This window comes from Candidatus Pelagibacter bacterium nBUS_30, assembly GCF_051201245.1.
In the GTDB taxonomy this organism is placed as follows: Bacteria; Pseudomonadota; Alphaproteobacteria; order Pelagibacterales; family Pelagibacteraceae; genus Pelagibacter.
Genome location: NZ_CP172842.1, coordinates 806,057 through 824,614 on the forward strand (window position 1 = coordinate 806,057; position 18,558 = coordinate 824,614).

Genomic DNA, 18,558 nt, shown 5'->3' on the forward strand with positions numbered 1-18,558 from the left:
TTAACTTTTTTGACTAACTTGCAGCCTTAACAGCAGCTGATAATTTCTTAACAGCATCTTGTGAAGACATGTTTGAGTTAAAGTGTTCAGTTACAACATCTTGTATTGCACCTTTAACACCAAGCTCTAAAGTCATACCGTGAGCAAAACTTGGAAGTAATCCACCTTTTGCTGCTGCAGTATTTAAATCTGAATTAGATTTTTTCGCACATTTATCAAAATCATCCATTGGAACATCAAGTCTTGCTGGAATTGATCCTTTGTAAATGTTGAAAACTTTTTGGAACTCTTTACCCATGATTAAACTTGCAAGAAGTTTTTGACCTTCAACTTTTTCTTTACCTTTAATTTTAAAGAAAATGAATGAGTCAACATTGTACAAGTAACCGTTATTAGATGGTGTAGCTGCACAGTAGTAATCTACGTCTGGTTTTAAACCAGCAGCAGCAAATTCACCTTTTGCCCAGTCACCCATAAGTTGGAATGCAGCTTTGCCTTCCATAACCATACCAGTTGCAACGTTCCAATCTCTTCCTGGAGAACCTGCATCTGTGTAACCTTTAAGTTTTCTCATTTGATCAAAGATTTTTACCATTGTAGATCCACCTAATGTCGCAACATCAGCATCTACAAATGCTTTTTTATAAAAATCATTTCCACCAATACCAAGAGCTACAGCTTCAAAAACTGTTGCGTCTTGCCAAGGTTGAGAACCATGTGCTAAAGGAATAATTCCTTTTGCTTGAAGCTTATCAGCAGCAGCATTGAATTCAGCCCATGATGATGGCATTTTAATTCCGTTAGAATCTAAAACTTTTTTGTTAGCCCAAAACCAATCAATTCTATGAATGTTTACTGGTGCAGCACAATATGCTTTTCCATCATCACATTTCATATGATCAGCAACTTGTTTACTTAAAAGTTTGTCCCAACCTTCAGCTTTAGCTACAGCATCAATATTATATGGTGCTACAACGCCTTCTCTATCATAAGCTTGGATTGTTGGTCCTTTAATTTGAGCGGCAGCCGGCGCATCATTAGCTACTATTCTAGCTTTTAATGTTTGCATAGCAGCATCTCCACCACCACCTGCAACTGGCATATCTTTCCACTCACCACCTTGAGCAGCAAAATCATCTTTTAAAACTTGTAAAGCTTTTGCCTCTCCACCTGATGTCCACCAGTGAAGTACTTCTGCTTTAGATCCAGCATAAGAAAGTGTTGGAGCTAAAACCATTGCTAAAATAGCAATAATTATTTTTTTCATTTTATCTTCTCCTAATTATTTTAATTAAAAAAAGATCGTATCTGTTAAAAAAATTAATTGAAATTGAAAAATTTGTCTACAACCTCCAGTTGGTATTTTTTTTTACGTTTTTTATTTTGAAAAAATTTAAGTTTAAAGAAAAATTATTTTTTTAATTTCAACTTTTAATTGAATTTTTAATAAGTAGTTCTTCGTCCTAATCTAGCAGCGCCTCTCACCCCACTAGCATCACCATATTTAGGTTTTAAAAAAACTCCATCATATTCTTTTCCAATTACAAACTTTTTAACCATAGACTCTATTTCACTTAAAAAATCTATTTCGTTTGAAACACCACCGCCAAAAATAAATGCATCTGGATCTAAAATATTAATAATTGCAGATAATGACATTGCTAAATTCAATTTAAATTCATCTATAAATCTTTCAGCATCTAAATCATGTCTTCTATTAAGTTCAAAAATTTCACTTGTTTTTAAATTTTTACCATAAATTTTATTAAATCTTTTTGCCATACCAAGCCCTGAGATAAAACTTTCAACCTCTGCCTCTCTAGCATTATTTGAACTGAAGTTTTCTTTTTTTGCTGCAAAATATGGAATTTGATTATGACCCCATTCACCGGCTACTCCATTGGGACCACTTACTATTTGTTTATCTATAACAAGACCACCGCCCGCTCCTGACCCTAAAATAATTCCATAAACAATCTTGTAATGTTTTCCTGAGCCATCAATCGCTTCTGATAAAGCAAAACAATTTCCATCATTTTCACAAAAAACTTCTTTACCCAAAGCTTTTCTTAAATCACCTTGAAAAGGTTTTTTTTCTAACCATGCGCAATTAGGCGCATTTTTTACTAAGCCAGTTTGTGGGGAATGTATTCCTGGATGACAAACACCAATTGGTAATTCTGTTTGAAATTCTTTTTCTAATTTATTATGAATATCTTTAATTGTATTGATAATTGTTAAATAATCTTTGGGACAAGCAGTTCTTGATCTATGCTTTTCATTACCATCTTCCTCTAAAACCACACTTTCAATTTTGGTAGCACCTACATCAATTCCTATCTGCATGATTAATATGTAGCCCTTCCACCACTTAAATCAAAAACAGCTCCTGTTGAGAATGAATTTTCTTCACAAGCTAGCCATGTAACTAATGATGCCAACTCTTCAACTTTTGCAAATTTATTTCTAGGAATTTTAGATAACATGTAATTGATATGCTCTTCAGTCATTTGATCAAAAATTCTTGTCTTGGCTGCAGCTGGTGTAACACAATTAACTGCTATGTTATTTTGAGCTAATTCTTTACCTAAAGATTTAGTTAAAGCAATAACTCCAGCTTTTGAACTACTATAAGCACTTGCATTAGGGTTTCCCTCTTTACCAGCAATTGATGCAATATTAACTATTCGTCCATAGTTATTTTTTTTCATAAATGGAACAACAGCCTTACAGCAATAAAATACTGAGTTTAGATTTAAATTAATCACTATGTTCCATTCATCTAAAGGGTAATCAGCTACTGTAGTATTCATTCCCGCAATACCAGCATTATTAATGAATATATCTATTTTATTAAATTGATTTTCAATTTTTTTTAAATTTTTATTAATATTTTCTGAATTTGTGACATCTAAAATCTGGTAACTTAAATTATCTGAGTTAATTTTTTCTTTAGCTTTTTTTGCAGCATCTTCATCTATGTCCCACATAATTACTTTTGCACCAGATTGAATAAATCTTTCTGATATTGCAAATCCAAAACCTTGCGCTCCACCAGTAATAATTGCAACTTTATTTGTTAAATCAAATTTTATCATTATAAATAATATTTTATTTTCACTTTAATAATAGAAAAAATCAATCAGTTAAAGGTCTTAAAACTATTTTAAAATCTTTTTAACTTCCTTTATTGAGAATGGTTTTGGTTTTTTACAACTTGTTTTAATTGATTGAGAAACACCAGAAGTACAAGCACTCATAGTTGATTGGATTATATCTAGCACATGCAATGATAATTCTCCATTACACTTATTAATCTTTTTATTTTCTATAGAATAAGCCATTTCGGCCAAGCCTGCTCCTCGGTAATTAGCATTCGTAGGAGACTCATTTGCTCTAGAACTTTGCGATCTAATATTAATTTTTCCTAATGGCATTTTGCTAGTTTTGTACTCTTTCCAGGGATCACCTAATTTTTTACATACATAAACTGAACCACCAAACATATTTGGATCAGGTACAATCATTGAACCTTTATCACCGTACAGTTCAATATGATTTCTTTGATGGGCGATCACATCAAACGAGAGGGTTAATCTGATAATTGTTCCATTTTCAAAAGTGATTGTTGATAAGTATGTTGTTGGGCATTCAACTTTAAATTTTTTGTTTTTTCTTGCTCCTATACCAATCGTTCTTCTTTTAACTCCATTAACTATACTGCCTGAAACTTTTTTTGCGGGACCTAATAAATTTACTAATGCAGTTAAATAGTAAGGGCCCATATCAATTACTGGTCCACCCTCTTTTTTCGCGAACCACGGCTCAGGATTTGGATGGTATGACTGAACTCCTGGGAAAGCAAAAATAGCGTTACCTAAATTAATTTTACCTATAATATTTTTATCAACTAATTCTTTTGATTTTTGAATTCCACCACCTAAAAATGTATCAGGAGCATTACCTATATAAAGTTTTTTTCTTTTTGATAGTTTTAAAAGTTCCTTGCCATCTTTAAAATTAATTGCCAAAGGTTTTTCAGAGTAAACGTGTTTACCGTTTAATAGGGCTTGTTTAGCGACTTGATAATGAGCTTTTGGGATTGTAAGATTAAGTATAATTTCTACCTCATTATCTTTTAACAGTTCTTTTACACTCAACGCTTTTATCTTATAATTTTTGGCACATTTTAATGCATTATTATGATTGATATCTGCACATTTAATAATTTTGATATTATTAAAATATTTTTCAGCTCTAAAATAAGTTTCCGAAATATGACCACAGCCAATTAGGCCAACCTTAAAAATTTTATTCATAAAGAATTACACACCTTGTCTTTGCTTAGTCTTTCCTTCTTTATAAAGTTTTAAAGCTTCTTTGTTTTCTTTAGTAGTAGGAATTTCTAATGTAGGGCTATCCCAAAAAGCTGAACCTTCCAACCACTGATAGGCATGTGTTTTAATTGAAATCACATAAGTCACATCTGATTTTTTTGCTCTCTTAAAAGCTTCCTCTAAATCTGAAATTGAACTTACTTCCTCTGATTTAGCACCCATGCTTGCAGCGTGTTTGGCAAAATTCACCCCTACTAAACCAGGTGTATTTGAACTTTTAAGTAAATTATTAAATTCTTTTCCACCCTTAAATAATTGAAGTCTGTTAATCACAGCAAAACCACCGTTATCACAAACAATTATAATAAGTTTATTTTTAGTAATGACTGATGAATAAATATCAGAATTATTTAATAAGTATGAACCATCTCCTATAAATGAAATAACTTCCTTATCTGGATTTGCCATTTTTATACCTAGTGCACCTGATATTTCGTAACTCATACAACTAAAACCCCACTCCGTTTCATGAGTATTTAATTCTCTTGGTCTCCAAACTTGAATGACCTCACCAACTAAACCTCCTGCAGCTGTAACTGCAATATCAGATGGATCAGAATTTTTATAAATAGCGCCAATAACTTGGACATAACTTGGTACTTCTTGATTTGAAGGAGCACTCGCTTTATCCACTTCTTCATTCCAAGCTTTTAACTCAGTTTGAGATTTTTTATTCCACTCTTCACCTACTTTCCAATCTCCTAATGCTAAAGAAAGTTCATCTAAAGAAACTTTAGCATCCCCCACTACAGCTTGTGCTAAATGTTTGTTAGCATCAAATCTTGATACATTAATTGAAACAAGTTTAAAATTTTCGTTTTCAAAATTTGCCCACGAACCTGTTGTAAAGTCTGCCAACTTAGTTCCAACTGCAATTGCAAGATCTGTTTGTTTGGCTAATGAGTTAGTATTTTTTCCACCCAAACCCCCTATTTGACCAGCATAATGTGAATGATCTCTTTTCATGGTAGAATATCCCATTACAGTTTGAGTTACTGGAATGTTATGTTTAATTGCAAACTTACTTAACTCATCCATTGCATCAGAATAAAAAACTCCTCCACCTGAAATTAGTATTGGGTTTTTTGATGATTTTATTTTTTCTGCTGCTTCTTTAATTTGATGTTCATCAGGTCTTGGTCTTCTAATTGAATGTACTTTTTCTTTAAAAAAATCTTCTGGATAATCATAAGTTTGTCCCTGTATATCTTGACTTAAAGCTATACATGCTGGACCACAATCTGCCGGATCTAACATGGTTTGGACTGCTGCAGGAAAAGATGAAATGATTTGTTCTGGTCTTGTTATTCTATCAAAATATCTTGTTACAGGTTTAAAAGCATCATTTACTGTAATGCCAGGGTTATTAAAATGTTCTACTTGTTGTAAAACTGGATCAGGTATTCTATTTGCATAAGTATCACCTGGTAAAAATAAAATTGGTAATCGATTGCTCATCGCTACTGCTGCTGCAGTAACCATATTAGTTGCTCCTGGGCCAACTGATGAAGTTGCCACAAAAATTTGCTGCCTTCTTTTTGCTCTTGCATATCCAATTCCTGTTAGAGCCATATTTTGCTCATGATGACCTCTATAAGTTGGAAGTTCTTTTTGATTTTCTTCTAATGCTTGTCCTAAACACGCTACATTTCCATGTCCAAATATTCCAAATACACCAGGGAACAAAGGTTCTTTTTTACCATTAATTAATATTTTTTGAGCAATTAAATATTTAACTACTGCGTGAGCACAGGTAAGTGTAATTTTTTTCATAAGTTAAGTTTATCTTTTAATATGTATAATGTTTATATATATATATATTTATAAAATAAAAAACCGCATTAAGTAAACTTAAAAATAAATTCTATGTATAGTAAATTTGGACAATTCATTGACGGTAAATGGCAACAAGCAGAAAAAAATGAAACATACGATGTAATTAACCCAGCAACTGAAGAAGTAATTGGAAAAGCATCAAAAGCATCTTCAGCTGATGTACAAAAAGCACTGAAGTCTGCTGAAAAAGGTTTGGAAATTTGGAAAAATACTGCACCTTGGCAAAGAGCTTATACCCTTAGAAAAATTGCAGACTTAATGAGGGAGAGGAAAGATGTTCTTGCTAAATGGTTAACACTTGAAGTAGGAAAACCACTTGCAGAAGGTGTCGGAGAAGTTGGTGGTGGAGCTGATATTTTTGAGTGGAACGCTGAAGAGACAAAGAGAATTTATGGTCAAACACAACAAAGTAGATTTCCAGATACTAGAGTTCATGTTTATTATCAGCCTGTTGGTGTAGTAGCAGCACTGGTTCCCTGGAATTTTCCAATAGTTTTAGCCTCAAGAAAAATTTCAACTGCTTTAGCAGCAGGTTGTTCTGTTATTTGTAAACCAGATACAATTACTCCTGGTGCTGTAATGGAATTAGTAGATATATGTAAAGAGGCAGGTGTACCAGATGGAGTGGTAAATTTATTATCTGGTGATCCAGCTGAAATATCAAATGAGTTAATGGAATCAGACATAATCAAAAAAGTATCAATTACTGGTTCAACTAGAGTTGGTAAGATTATTTTAAAAAAAGCAGCTGATAAAGTTCAAAGAGTTACAATGGAATTAAGTGGACATTCTCCTTTCATAGTATGTGAGGATGTGGATATGAATAAAGTAGCTGACATAGCAATAACTGGAAAATTTAGAAATAATGGACAGGTATGTATTTCACCTAATAGATTTTATATCCAAGAAAATAGGAAAGATGAGTTTGTGAGTGCTTTTATGGAAAGAGCAAAAAAACTTAAGATAGGTAATGGTATGGATGAAGGTGTTGAGTTAGGACCTTTGACTACCGCAAAAAGATTAGAAGAAATTGAAAAATTAGTTGAGACTACAAAAAATGAAGGTGCTAAAGTTTTAATGGGTGGAAAAAGACCTGCTGGTTTTAATAAAGGATACTACTATGAACCAACTGTCTTTGATGATGTAAAAGATAATTTTACAATTATGAAAGAAGAGCCTTTTGGTCCACTTGTGCCTATTCTAACATTTAAAACTTTTGATGAAGTTATTGAAAGAGCAAATGATAATGATTTAGGTTTATGTAGCTATTTATACACAAATTCAATGGACCAAGCTCATATAGGATCTGAAAAATTAGAATCTGGATGTGTTGCGGTTAACACTGGTGTAGTTGCAATTGCTGAGGCACCATTTGGTGGAATAAAACAAACTGGTTATGGACGTGAAGGTGGATCAGGAGCAATCAAAGATTATTTAAATGTAAAATACACTCATATGGGTTTAAAAATATAAAAATGAGAAAAAATAAAATTAAGGAAATGATGAAGGCAGGAAAACCTGTCATTAATGGTTGGTTACAAATACCTAGTACTGTTTCTGCAGAAGTAATGGCTCATCAAGGTTGGGACTCGCTTACAATTGATATGCAGCATGGCTTAGTTGATTACACTAACGCTTTACCAATGTTACAAACTATATCAACAACAGATGTTACTCCACTTGCAAGAGTTAACTGGAATGAACCTGGTCAAATAATGAAAATACTTGATGCAGGTTGTTATGGTATCATCTGTCCAATGGTAAGTAATAAAGAAGAAGCAGAAAGATTTGTTCAAGCATGTATGTACCCTCCTCATGGTTATAGAAGTTTTGGTCCTGTAAGAGGTTTAATTTATGGTGGTTCAGATTATGCTAAACATGCAAATGATGAAATGCTTAAGTTAGCAATGATAGAAACTAAAGAGTCGCTAGATAAGCTTGATGAAATTATGTCAACACCTGGGGTTGATGGTATTTATATTGGTCCAGCAGACTTAAGTTTAGCTATTGGTGAAGAGCCAGGTTTTGATAGACCAGAAAGCACAAAAGCTTATTCAGAGATTTTAAGAATTTTAGAACATGCAAAAAAAAATAATATTTTTGCAGGAATTCACAATGGTACGCCTGAGTATGCGCAAAAAATGATTGATAAAGGTTTTAACTTTGTAACAATTGGTGCAGATCAAAGAGCATTAAGTGCTGGATCTAAGGCTGTAGTTGATAAGATGAAAGGTTTTTCTAAAAAAGAAGAATCTAAAGCTTATTAATTAAAATATTTATTATATCCCTTTATAAAGAATATCTCTTCTATCAATAAACCCTTCAAAAGTTTTTATTGTAATTACAGATGGTAAAATAAAGATAGATCTTTTGTCTTTTTCATTTCTTATGATTCTAAAAAAACCTTTTTTAATAGCCGTATCGATATAAACGTTTGAGGTTAAATAAGATTTTTCAATAACTTTTAATAATTCATTTTTAGTAATTGATTTATTTTTATAATAAGCAAGCATTACCATATGTAACATAATCCAATGTTGTGGAGTTAATGAGAACCAGTTAAGTAATTCATTTTCCAATCTTCCCTCAAAGTCACCAAGTGACACCTCAGCTAATTTAATTCTTTTTTGAGTAATTTTTGGAATTTTTTTTTGTTCCTCAAAATGCTTAGGATACTTAAATTGTCTCTTCATCAGTCAAATGTTATCTTAAAGAAAGTTAAATTAATATTATTTTTTATTGCTTAATTCTTTATATATATTGTTAACTCTATGCACTTCTTCTGCAGTATTAAAATACCCTTCGTACTCTATTTCATCTGGTGTTACATCAAAGTGATAGTGGCCAGCAATATTTTTTTTTGTATAAGAGTGAAAATGAGTGTGTTCGCCAGATTCTCTTAAATTAAGATCTCCTCCGGTAGGATCACCCGTCCAAAGTACGCTGTAACCTTGTAGCTCTGGTCCAACAGGTTCATAAAATTGTAAAAAATCTTTTACACACTTCATTTGTTCGGGGTCATAATATTCATGTTTAATATCAGTATAATCAGGCTGAACATGTGATTTAATCTTTCCTTTTAATATTCTAAAAACGCCCGCTAAAGCAACCTGATCATTACCTTCAATTTTTAAATTGTCTGACAAAGCTTTTCTCATTGCTTGAGTTAGAGAGCCCTGCTCTCCAGATCTTCCTTTTATTTTAATTTTGATTACTTTTCCTGTAACTCCATCAGTATAAAAAACGTTTCCTAAGCCACCATGTTTTCTGGCTGTATATTTTTCAGCAATACATTCTTTGTTAGCACCAACTCGAGCAATAATTGATTTTGACTCAGAAGTAATTAAATTTTCATTAATTACTAATTCACCACAATGACCATCCAAACAAGACATGGCACCTGATCCAGCACCCAAAGCATAACTTTTTTCTGATCCAATCATTTTAGAAATTTCTTCATAATCAAATTCAGCACCAATGAATTTTGGATCGTGCATATAAGGTTCTCCACCAACATCTATAATTTTTTGATTACCACTTATACCTTCAGATGGACAACCCCAATCCCTCAAATTTGGGCAGTCAGCTATAGTTACCTCAGCAACTTTATAATTATCAGATAATCCTTTTTGCAAAGCTTCAGAGATTTTATCTAATGAATATTCTTTAAATTTTGATTTTTCTATTTTTAATTGCATTTTTAATTAAGCTATAATTTATTTTGTATAATGTCTATAGATAATATATATAATATCTATACATAAATTAATTTAAAAAAGGTTTAATGATAAATAAAGATTTAAAAGTTGCAGTTTTAGGTGCTGGTGCAATGGGTTGTTTGTTTGGAGGCTTGTTAGCAGAAAAAGGACTAAATGTAATTCTAATAGATGTTTGGAAAGAACATGTAGAAGCAATAAATAAAAATGGTCTTAAAATGGATGGCTTTGGTGGAGATAGATTTATTAAAGTTAAAGCAACAACTGATCCATCATCCGTAGGTGTTGTTGATGCGGTAATAGTAATGTGTAAAGCAACTGTTTTAGAGCCAGCTCTTAATAGTGTTAAAAATATCATTGGTGAAAAAACTGTTTTTATGTCCTTCCAAAATGGATTTGGTCACGAAGCAATTATGCAAAAAATTGTTGGTGTTGAAAAAGTATTAGGTGGCACAACAACTCAAGCTTCAAATATATTGGGGCCTGGTCATATAATGAACCACGCTGCTTTACCTTCGTGGATAGGAGAATACGAGGGTGGAATGAGTGAAAGAGTTAAAGATGTGGCTGACACTTTCACTGCATATAATCTTGAAACTATAGCAACAGACGATGTGAAGAAAAGAAAATGGATGAAACTTTTTGCATTAACAGCAATTGGCCCTTTATCAGCAATATTTGATCTACATCACACAGATCTTTACATTAATAATAGTGCAAAAGATGTTTCGCGAGGACTTGGTAAAGAAATTATATTAGAGACAAGAAAAGTAGCTTTAGCAGATGGGGTTGAAGTATCTGAAGATGAATGCCTTTTTATGTTCAATAAAATTGTAGACTCTAACCAAACAAATAAATCATCAATGGCTTTTGATATACAATATAAAAGAAAAACTGAAATTGATTTTATAAGTGGTGTTGTTTCGAGTCTTGGAAAAAAACATGGAATAAAAACACCTTTAAACGACTTAATGTACAAAATGATTAAAGTTAAGGAGGGAATGTATAGCTAGATGCTAAAAATTGAAAAATTGAAAAAAATAAAAAGTAATTTTCCAGTTTTAATAGGTAGCAATATTATTCCTAAAAATATTTGTAAAACATTAATCAAAGAAATCAGTAGTTCCAAATCTTTTGATGATATGATCATGGGTGGAAGAAGCCGTATAAATAAAGGGTCAAAAAATTTTGACAAATATATTCAAAATTCAAAAATTTCAAAAAAAATCTTTAAACTTTTTAATAGTAAGTCTTTCTATAAAAAAATTGAAAACATGTTTAAAAAAAAATTTAAAAATGGTTCGTGGGAGAACTCCAATCTTCCAGAAATATTTAATACAAAAAAATTTACAATTAAGAAAAAATTAAACTCCAGTGAGCTTCAAAAAATGCTTGGAAACAATTATTCAAATCCTAAAGTAAATTTAGATATAGATTTTTCAGTTTCAAAAGGCGGTTATAGATTGAGGCCACATAGAGATGATATTACTAGATTATATAATTTTTTAATTTACTTAACAGACATTCCTAAAAAAAATGGTGGGTCACTTACCATTTATAAAAAAAAGACAAAAAAGAATATTAGAAAAAGTTTCAAAAGATTCCCAAAGATTAATGAACTTGATATTGTCAAAGAATTTACACCTAAACAAGGAACAGCAGTTTTTTTTCAATCAACTCCTAATTCCTACCATGGAGTTAAAAGATTCATTGAAAAAAATTGTCCTAAAAGGTTTTTTATTTATGGAAGTTATGCTTTAAATAAGCCTGTAATCTGGAAATTCAAAAATATCCCCTATTATCCTCATATAATTAAAAATAAAAAGAAAAAGCTAACATCTTTTCATGACGCAAACTATCTTACAATTCCAGCTGCAAATTAATACAAGGTTGAAGAGAGAAAATTTTTCTTTTAAAGTTTATGAATTATCAAAATGCAATCTTTAACTAAAAAAAAATTTGAAGAACAAGGGTACCTTGTTGTAAAAAATGTTTTAAATTTTGATAATGATCTAAAACCCATTTTAAATGACATGGAGTATGTAATGGATAGACTAATCCATAAATTTTCTTCAAAACTTAAAAAAACAAAAGCCTTGAAATTTAAATTTGAAAATAAATACAAGTTTGTTTCAACGCTCAATATATTTGATCTTGACCAATATTTTAATACTCGATTACCGAGGGATCATGTAAAAAAAGATAGCGATTATTTTGCAACAAATTCTTTATGGAATTTAATAAAGCACAAAAAAATACTTAATGCTGTTGAAAAAATTTTGGGACCTGAAATTCTTTCTAATCCAGTTCAAAATACAAGAATTAAACAACCAGAAAAAACATTGCCTAAAAAATCAATTTATGATGGTTTAAGTGGCAGAACTCCATGGCATCAGGATGCTGCTGTATTATCAACTAAAGGACAAAAAAAAACTGAATTAGTGACTGTATGGATACCTTTCACTAAAACTACTAAAAAAAATGGCTGTATGATTACTACACCAGGAGTAAATAAATTGGGGTTATTAAATCACCACTCAGGTTACAGAGGACAAGTTGAGATAAAAAACTCTAACTTACTTAATTCAAAAAAAGTTATCTATTTAGAAGCAGATGTAGGAGATATAATTTTACTTCACAGACATTCTCCACATTGTTCTATTCCAAATAAATCTAATAAATTTAGAATAAGTGCTGATCTAAGATATAACAAAGCAGGGCAAACTTCGGGTCGTGAACCTTTACCAAGCTTCTACGTTAGAAGTAAAAATAAAAAAAATATTACTGTTTCAAACTTTAAACAGTGGCTTGTACTGTGGGAAAAAGCTAAAGAAAAATGCATACCAAGAAAATATGCCTTTAAATATCCCTTGCCTACATTCAAAAACAATAAAAGAGATTTATCTGAGTTGATAAATTTCTAAAAAAATATTTTTTAAAATTAATATTTGTGTATAAGAGTTTATGAAAAAAATTTTAGTAATACAGCCTATCCATGAAGCTGGTATCAAATTACTTGAAAGTAATCCAAATTATGAATTTGAGGTTGTTGAAAATGTTGATCCAGAATTTCTTAAATCTAAAATAAAAGACTGTGACGGTGCATCAATTAGAACAGCAAAATTAACTAGTGCTGTAATTGAAGCAGCAAAAAATTTAAAGATTATTTCAAGACATGGTGTTGGTTATGACAATATTGATTTGGAGTCTTCTAAAAAAAATAATTTAACTCTTGCAATTACAGCGACAGCAAATGCAGTGGCTGTGGCTGAGCATGTAATGTTCATGTTGCTTAATATTTCTAAAAGAAAAAATATGTATGATGATACAGTTAAAAATGGAAAATTTAGTGATAGAAATAAACTACCCAAGACTGTTGAGCTTTGGAGTAAAAATATATTAATTGCTGGGTTTGGCAGAATTGGTCAAGCTTTAATCAAAAGATGTCTGGGATTTGAAATGAAAGTTTTTGTTTACGATCCTTTTGTTTCAAAAGATGTTATTGAAAAGTTAGGTGGCATCAAAGTTGAAAATATGGAAGACGCCTGTAAGGACATGGATGCAATTTCTCTTCATATTCCATTAAATGATAAAACTAAAAATATAATCAATTATGATTTACTCAAAACTATGAAAAATAATTGCATCATCATCAATGCTGCTAGAGGCGGAATTGTTAATGAAACAGATTTAGATAGAGCTTTGAAAGAAGAATTAATTTTTGGGGCAGGTTTAGATGTTTTTGAAACAGAACCGCCAGAATCTAGTAATCCACTACTTCAAAATGATAAAGTTTTTTTAAGTCCACACACAGCAGCATTTACAGAAGAATGTATGACTAGGATGGGTAAAGAAACAGTACAAAATATTATTGATTTTTTTGATGAAAAGTTAGAAAAGTCTAAGATCGTTAAATTATAATATGAAAATTAATTTAAAAAATTTTGGTTTTTTGGAGGTTTTGGTTTCACTATCAGCAGTCTTCGTTATTGGAATGTTAATTTGGACTGTAAGTACCAGACCTGCTGTAGAAGCGAGAGCAAACCTCGTTAAAGATAATCACAATAAAGTTGTTAATTTAATTAATGATGAAATCAATAATTGTGGAAATAACGATGAGGGAAAATCTACAATTTGGGGTGACCCTTGTAACGGAGAATGGGTAGCTGAAAAAGTAGTAAGCTATATCAATAAAAATCTTAATATTGAAAATCCTTTTTCAGAAGACACCACAGTAAGAACTGACCCAGATCCAAGAATTAAAGCTGAAGGTAAAGCCGGCCAATCTGTTGAGATGGGAGTAATTTTTGTGATGTCATCAAATTTTTTACCAGATCCTGGATCGGAATGGATTGTTGGCACATGCTTTAAATCACCATGCGTTGCAGCTGGAAATAATGAATTAACTTCTATTTATAGATAGTTAATTTTTAAAAATTTCAATATTACTACTTTTTAAAGTTTCAGTTAAATATTTATACCCAATTTTTGCGTACTCAAAAGGATTTGCTTTTGCTGGATCCTGTTCTGCCTCAACTACTAACCATCCAGAATAATCTTTGGTTTTCAAGATATCAAACAAAGGCTTGTAATCAATACAACCGTCACCCGGTACTGTAAAAGCACCTTCTAAAAAAGCACCTCTAAAACTTAAATCGTTTTCTAAAGAATTTTCTAAAACATTTTTTCTAATATCTTTACAGTGAATATGAATTATGCGATTGCTAAAATCTTCTAAAATTTTCTTCGAATTTCCTTGGGCAAACAACATATGTCCAGTGTCTAAAGTTAATTTCACACTATCATTAGTATTTTCTAATAACTTTTCTGTATCTTCATGAGTTTCAATTACTGTACCCATGTGATGATGATAAGCTAGAGGCATACCTTTATCCTCTAAATACTTAGCTATTTCAGATAATTTTTTATAAAAAGATTTACTTTCTTCTAAATCCATTTGTGGTCTTTCTGATAATCTTTTATTTGGATCTCCTTGCACCGAACCACTCACCTCAGCAAAAACCATACAAGGTGAATTACAATCTTGAAAAAGAGTGAGTTGATCTTGAATTAGATCTATCTCCTCTTTAACAGAGTTGGCTCTAAGATTTGCACCATACCATCCTGAACATAAGTTAAGGTTGTGTTTTTTTAATAATGGCAAAAGATCTTTGGAGTATTTTGGAAACTTTCCACCCGACTCTATTCCTATAAAACCCGCTTCATTAGCCTCAGACAAACATTGTTCAAGCGGAGTATCTCCACCTAACTCTGGCATGTCATCATTGCTCCAAGCTATGGGCGCTATTCCTAATTTAACTGTCATAATTTTTAAAATTTTGTTAAGGTAAATTATTAAATTATGACCAAATTAAAAGGTAAAAAAATTAAACTTGGAATAGTTGGTGGTGGATCTGAATCTTGGATAGGTCATGTACATAGAATTGCAGCAAGATTTGATAACCAGTATGAAATTGTATCAGGTGTTTTTTCAAGAAACTCTAAAAATTCATCTAAATTTGGTCAAAGCTTAGGCATTGATAAAAATAGATGTTATTCAAATTATAAGGAAATGGCCGATATAGAGGCAAAAAGAACAGATGGGATTGATGTTGTTGCCATCATGACTCCACCTGGAAGTCATCAAAACATTGCTGAAACTTTTATTGATAAAAATATAAATATAATTTCAGACAAACCATTTGCTGGAAACTTAAAACAAGCAAAAAGTTTATTTAAAAAGATTAAATCAAATAAAAAAATTAAATATGCTTTAACTCATAATTATTCTGCTTACCCAATGGTAAGAGAGGCTAAAAGTTTGGTTGCAAAAGGTAAAATTGGAAAAGTTAATTATATTAATGTTGAGTATATTCAAGACTGGGCTGACGGAAATAAAATAACTAAGAGTAATTCAAAAAACATTCTTTCATGGAAATTACAAAAAAATATTGTTGGTACTTCTTCTGTTTTAAATGAAATTGGAAGTCACGCATATCACTTAGCTATTTATATTTCTGGATTAAAAGCGAAATCAATATTTGCTGATATAAAACAAATATCAAAAGATATTAAAATGGATGATAATGCACAAGTTATGATTGACTTTAACAACAATGCAAAAGGAATTTTGTGGACAAGTGTAAGTGCCAAAGGTGGAGTTTACGGATTAAGAATAAGATTATTTGGAGAAAAAGGAAGTCTCGAATGGATACAAAATGATCCTGGTTATTTAAAATTAAATCCAGCAAAAGGAGCTGTAAGATTACTAGAAAGAGGTTTTCACGGGGCCAAATATTCTAAAAATTTTTCCAGAATAAAATATGGGCATCCAGAGGGATATTTGGATGCTTTTGCAAACATTTATAAAGAGTTTGCTAAATCACTCAAAAGAAAATCAAAAAATAAGTTTCTTTATCCAAATGAAGATGAAGGTTTTGAAACTGCAAAATTTATTGATACATGTAAAATATCTTCTAAAAAAAAAAGATGGGTTAAATTATGATAAATGTTGCATTATTTGGTTTAGGTAGAATTGGACAAATGCATGGTGAAAATTTACATGCTCATAAAAAATTTAATTTAAAATATATTTTTGATATCGATAAAGACTTATCAAAAAAAATTGCCAGAAAATTTAAAACTATTTCAATTGATAATCCAAAAATAGCATTTAAAGATAAAAATATTGATGTTGTTTTTATTGCGTCAAGCACCCCTACTCATATAAATTTAATTAGTGAAGCAACCAAACATAAAAAAGTGGTTTTTTGTGAAAAGCCCTTAGATCTAGATATAAAAAAAGTAAATATTTGTAAAAAAAAAATTAAAAAATTTAATCCAAAAATACAGCTTGGTTTTAATAGAAGATATGATCCAGGCCATAGCTCTTTAAAAAAAGATTTACAAAAAGGAACTATTGGTAAACTTGAAAAAATAATTATTACAAGTCGAGATCCAGCACCCCCTCCTATTAACTATTTAAAAGTTTCTGGCGGAATTTTTAAAGACATGATGATCCATGACTTTGACTTAATTAGATTTTATTTACAAAATGATGAAGTAGACTCAATTTATTCAATTGGAAGTAATGTTTCAGATAAAAGATTTAATAAAATTAAAGATTACGAATTAGCATCTTGCATACTTAAGTCAAAAAATGGAGTTCAATGTATAATTACTAACTCAAGACATTGTAGCTTTGGATATGATCAAAGAGTGGAATTATTTGGATCTAATGGAATGTTGATATCTGGCAATAAAAACGAAAATGAAACACAAACTTTTACCAAAAATAGTACGTCTCAAAAAAAACCTTTATTAAATTTTTTTATTGATAGATATGTTGATGCTTACAAATTACAGCTTGATGAATTAGCATCGTATACAATAAAAAGAAAACAGCCTATCTCAAGTTTTGAGGATGGGCGAAGAGCATTAATAATTGCGAATGCTGCCTCAGCCTCACTTAAAGAAAAAAAACAAATTAGAATACGGTTTTAATTACAACTTTTAATTGTAAAATTAAAACACTTATAAACTATGTATAGTATTTATACATATTTTGATTGAGATCTTTGACAACTATGTTTTCTTTATGCTAACTTCCGCGCATAAAAAAGTTAACTTTTATTAACAAGAGGAAAAATAAATGAATACATTGTACAAATCTATTTTAGCTTTTGCTGCTTGGGTTATGCTTTCAGTGTCTGCTTTTGCAGTAGACGTGATTGTTGTATCTCACGGACAAGCTAATGACCCGTTTTGGTCTGTTGCTAAGAATGGTGTAGACAAAGGTTGTGCAGATATGAAAATATCTTGCAAATACACTGCGCCAGCTACTTTCGACATGGTTGAAATGTCTAAATTAATCGACAACGCAGTTTCACAAAAACCAAAAGGTATTGTGATTACTCTTCCAGATGCTGCTGCTTTAGGTAAATCAGTTAAAGCTGCTATCGCTGCTGGTATCCCAGTAATTTCAATGAACTCTGGTTCAGATGACTTTGCATCACTAGGTATTTCTGCTCACGTTGGACAAACTGAGTTTGAAGCTGGTGTAGGTGGCGGACAAAAAATGAAAGCTGCTGGTGGTAAAAAAGCACTATGTGTTAACCACGAAGTTGGAAACGTTGCACTAGACAGAAGATGTGCTGGATTCAAAAAAGGATTTGGTGGATCAGTTGATATCTTAGGAACTTCTAATGACCCAACAGAAATTCAAAAAGCTGTTGCTGCTAAATTAGGTGGTGGATATGACACTATCCTTACTTTAGGTGCTGGTCTTGCAGGTGAAGCTGCTCTTAAAGCTTTAGAATCTGCTGGAAAAGTTGGTAGTGTAAAACTTGGTACATTTGATATGTCACCAGGAATGTTAAAAGCTGCTGCTGCAGGTAAAGTAGAGTTTTTAATTGACCAACAACAATACCTACAAGGTTACTTACCAATAGCTATCTTTGGTCAGTACATGAGATACGGAACAATGCCAGCTGGTGTAGTAATGACTGGTCCTGGTTTTGTAACTCCTGCTAATGCTGCTAAAGTAATTAAGTGGGCAGCTCAAGGTTACAGATAAGAAACAATTTAAAAGGCCTAACTAAGTTTTTAGT

The 18,558-nt window shown here is 31.3% G+C and carries 18 protein-coding genes; 10 read left to right on the forward strand and 8 right to left on the reverse strand.

The window, feature by feature from the left end; genetic code table 11:
- Nucleotides 1-13 precede the first annotated feature (13 nt).
- The 5 genes from ACIJYE_RS04425 to iolD all read right to left on the reverse strand — a co-directional run bounded on the left by ACIJYE_RS04425 (nt 14) and on the right by iolD (nt 6,170).
- Entirely contained in the window at nt 14-1,267 is a 1,254-nt protein-coding gene (locus ACIJYE_RS04425) for an ABC transporter substrate-binding protein (protein WP_435089547.1), read from the reverse strand.
- Between the two features lie 176 nt (nt 1,268-1,443).
- Nucleotides 1,444-2,346, reverse strand: coding sequence for an ROK family protein (locus ACIJYE_RS04430; protein ID WP_435089548.1), 903 nt, complete (start codon nt 2,344-2,346; stop codon nt 1,444-1,446).
- A gap of 2 nt (nt 2,347-2,348) precedes the next feature.
- On the reverse strand, nt 2,349-3,098 hold the full coding sequence (locus ACIJYE_RS04435) for an SDR family NAD(P)-dependent oxidoreductase (RefSeq protein ID WP_435089549.1): 750 nt from the start codon (nt 3,096-3,098) through the stop codon (nt 2,349-2,351).
- A gap of 63 nt (nt 3,099-3,161) precedes the next feature.
- Nucleotides 3,162-4,319, reverse strand: coding sequence for a Gfo/Idh/MocA family protein (locus ACIJYE_RS04440; RefSeq protein ID WP_435089550.1), 1,158 nt, complete (start codon nt 4,317-4,319; stop codon nt 3,162-3,164).
- A gap of 6 nt (nt 4,320-4,325) precedes the next feature.
- Nucleotides 4,326-6,170 carry a 3D-(3,5/4)-trihydroxycyclohexane-1,2-dione acylhydrolase (decyclizing) gene (gene iolD / locus ACIJYE_RS04445; RefSeq protein ID WP_435089552.1) on the reverse strand — a complete coding sequence of 615 codons (1,845 nt, stop codon included), beginning with the start codon at nt 6,168-6,170 and terminating at the stop codon, nt 4,326-4,328.
- 93 nt (nt 6,171-6,263) lie between these two features.
- Here iolD and ACIJYE_RS04450 point away from each other — a divergent pair, with 93 nt between their 5' ends.
- Nucleotides 6,264-7,706 (forward strand): NAD-dependent succinate-semialdehyde dehydrogenase, encoded by a 1,443-nt coding sequence (locus ACIJYE_RS04450; protein WP_435089554.1) that lies wholly within the window; start codon nt 6,264-6,266, stop codon nt 7,704-7,706.
- 2 nt (nt 7,707-7,708) lie between these two features.
- Entirely contained in the window at nt 7,709-8,500 is a 792-nt protein-coding gene (locus ACIJYE_RS04455) for an HpcH/HpaI aldolase family protein (RefSeq protein WP_435089555.1), read from the forward strand.
- 12 nt (nt 8,501-8,512) lie between these two features.
- Here ACIJYE_RS04455 and ACIJYE_RS04460 read toward each other — a convergent pair whose 3' ends face one another.
- Nucleotides 8,513-8,926 carry a MarR family transcriptional regulator gene (locus ACIJYE_RS04460; RefSeq protein WP_023648238.1) on the reverse strand — a complete coding sequence of 138 codons (414 nt, stop codon included), beginning with the start codon at nt 8,924-8,926 and terminating at the stop codon, nt 8,513-8,515.
- Between the two features lie 36 nt (nt 8,927-8,962).
- A complete protein-coding gene (locus ACIJYE_RS04465) occupies nt 8,963-9,931 on the reverse strand; it encodes a DUF1907 domain-containing protein (RefSeq protein WP_435089557.1) in 969 nt (322 codons plus the stop codon).
- Nucleotides 9,932-10,017: 86 nt separating this feature from the next.
- Between ACIJYE_RS04465 and ACIJYE_RS04470 the strand changes: the two genes are divergently transcribed.
- Genes ACIJYE_RS04470 through ACIJYE_RS04490 form a run of 5 tightly spaced genes read left to right on the forward strand, consistent with a single transcriptional unit; the run spans nt 10,018 to nt 14,372 of the window.
- The gene (locus ACIJYE_RS04470; protein ID WP_435089558.1) at nt 10,018-10,962 is read left to right on the forward strand and encodes a ketopantoate reductase family protein; all 945 of its coding nucleotides are present in this window, start codon (nt 10,018-10,020) and stop codon (nt 10,960-10,962) included.
- On the forward strand, nt 10,963-11,832 hold the full coding sequence (locus ACIJYE_RS04475) for a 2OG-Fe(II) oxygenase (protein ID WP_435089559.1): 870 nt from the start codon (nt 10,963-10,965) through the stop codon (nt 11,830-11,832).
- Nucleotides 11,833-11,883: 51 nt separating this feature from the next.
- Complete coding sequence (locus ACIJYE_RS04480) at nt 11,884-12,873, forward strand: phytanoyl-CoA dioxygenase family protein (protein ID WP_435089560.1); 990 nt, start codon at nt 11,884-11,886, stop codon at nt 12,871-12,873.
- A 40-nt stretch (nt 12,874-12,913) separates the two neighbouring features.
- A complete protein-coding gene (locus tag ACIJYE_RS04485) occupies nt 12,914-13,870 on the forward strand; it encodes a hydroxyacid dehydrogenase (RefSeq protein ID WP_435089562.1) in 957 nt (318 codons plus the stop codon).
- 1 nt (nt 13,871) lies between these two features.
- Nucleotides 13,872-14,372 (forward strand): hypothetical protein, encoded by a 501-nt coding sequence (locus ACIJYE_RS04490; protein WP_435089563.1) that lies wholly within the window; start codon nt 13,872-13,874, stop codon nt 14,370-14,372.
- Here ACIJYE_RS04490 and iolE read toward each other — a convergent pair whose 3' ends face one another.
- Nucleotides 14,373-15,275 carry a myo-inosose-2 dehydratase gene (iolE, locus tag ACIJYE_RS04495; protein WP_435089564.1) on the reverse strand — a complete coding sequence of 301 codons (903 nt, stop codon included), beginning with the start codon at nt 15,273-15,275 and terminating at the stop codon, nt 14,373-14,375. It lies immediately after the preceding gene.
- Nucleotides 15,276-15,311: 36 nt separating this feature from the next.
- Here iolE and ACIJYE_RS04500 point away from each other — a divergent pair, with 36 nt between their 5' ends.
- From ACIJYE_RS04500 to ACIJYE_RS04510, 3 genes are all read left to right on the forward strand, one after another.
- The gene (locus ACIJYE_RS04500) at nt 15,312-16,454 is read left to right on the forward strand and encodes a Gfo/Idh/MocA family protein (protein WP_435089565.1); all 1,143 of its coding nucleotides are present in this window, start codon (nt 15,312-15,314) and stop codon (nt 16,452-16,454) included.
- Nucleotides 16,451-17,452: an inositol 2-dehydrogenase gene (gene iolG / locus ACIJYE_RS04505; RefSeq protein ID WP_435089567.1), complete on the forward strand. Its 1,002-nt coding sequence runs from the start codon at nt 16,451-16,453 to the stop codon at nt 17,450-17,452. Before ACIJYE_RS04500 ends, iolG begins: the two co-directional genes overlap by 4 nt.
- 148 nt (nt 17,453-17,600) lie before the next feature.
- Nucleotides 17,601-18,524, forward strand: coding sequence for a sugar ABC transporter substrate-binding protein (locus tag ACIJYE_RS04510; protein ID WP_435089569.1), 924 nt, complete (start codon nt 17,601-17,603; stop codon nt 18,522-18,524).
- The last annotated feature ends 34 nt before the right edge of the window (nt 18,525-18,558 follow it).

Bases quoted from the DNA above. Each gene is read 5' to 3' on its own strand.
- iolD (WP_435089552.1), bottom strand. From the start codon at position 6,170: ATGAAAAAAATTACACTTACCTGTGCTCACGCAGTAGTTAAATATTTA.
- ACIJYE_RS04440 (WP_435089550.1), bottom strand. From the start codon at position 4,319: ATGAATAAAATTTTTAAGGTTGGCCTAATTGGCTGTGGTCATATTTCG.
- ACIJYE_RS04480 (WP_435089560.1), top strand. From the start codon at position 11,884: ATGCAATCTTTAACTAAAAAAAAATTTGAAGAACAAGGGTACCTTGTT.
- ACIJYE_RS04430 (WP_435089548.1), bottom strand. From the start codon at position 2,346: ATGCAGATAGGAATTGATGTAGGTGCTACCAAAATTGAAAGTGTGGTT.
- ACIJYE_RS04450 (WP_435089554.1), top strand. From the start codon at position 6,264: ATGTATAGTAAATTTGGACAATTCATTGACGGTAAATGGCAACAAGCA.
- ACIJYE_RS04465 (WP_435089557.1), bottom strand. From the start codon at position 9,931: ATGCAATTAAAAATAGAAAAATCAAAATTTAAAGAATATTCATTAGAT.
- ACIJYE_RS04460 (WP_023648238.1), bottom strand. From the start codon at position 8,926: ATGAAGAGACAATTTAAGTATCCTAAGCATTTTGAGGAACAAAAAAAA.
- ACIJYE_RS04455 (WP_435089555.1), top strand. From the start codon at position 7,709: ATGAGAAAAAATAAAATTAAGGAAATGATGAAGGCAGGAAAACCTGTC.
- ACIJYE_RS04435 (WP_435089549.1), bottom strand. From the start codon at position 3,098: ATGATAAAATTTGATTTAACAAATAAAGTTGCAATTATTACTGGTGGA.
- ACIJYE_RS04490 (WP_435089563.1), top strand. From the start codon at position 13,872: ATGAAAATTAATTTAAAAAATTTTGGTTTTTTGGAGGTTTTGGTTTCA.
- ACIJYE_RS04485 (WP_435089562.1), top strand. From the start codon at position 12,914: ATGAAAAAAATTTTAGTAATACAGCCTATCCATGAAGCTGGTATCAAA.
- ACIJYE_RS04470 (WP_435089558.1), top strand. From the start codon at position 10,018: ATGATAAATAAAGATTTAAAAGTTGCAGTTTTAGGTGCTGGTGCAATG.
- iolG (WP_435089567.1), top strand. From the start codon at position 16,451: ATGATAAATGTTGCATTATTTGGTTTAGGTAGAATTGGACAAATGCAT.
- iolE (WP_435089564.1), bottom strand. From the start codon at position 15,275: ATGACAGTTAAATTAGGAATAGCGCCCATAGCTTGGAGCAATGATGAC.
- ACIJYE_RS04510 (WP_435089569.1), top strand. From the start codon at position 17,601: ATGAATACATTGTACAAATCTATTTTAGCTTTTGCTGCTTGGGTTATG.
- ACIJYE_RS04500 (WP_435089565.1), top strand. From the start codon at position 15,312: ATGACCAAATTAAAAGGTAAAAAAATTAAACTTGGAATAGTTGGTGGT.
- ACIJYE_RS04425 (WP_435089547.1), bottom strand. From the start codon at position 1,267: ATGAAAAAAATAATTATTGCTATTTTAGCAATGGTTTTAGCTCCAACA.
- ACIJYE_RS04475 (WP_435089559.1), top strand. From the start codon at position 10,963: ATGCTAAAAATTGAAAAATTGAAAAAAATAAAAAGTAATTTTCCAGTT.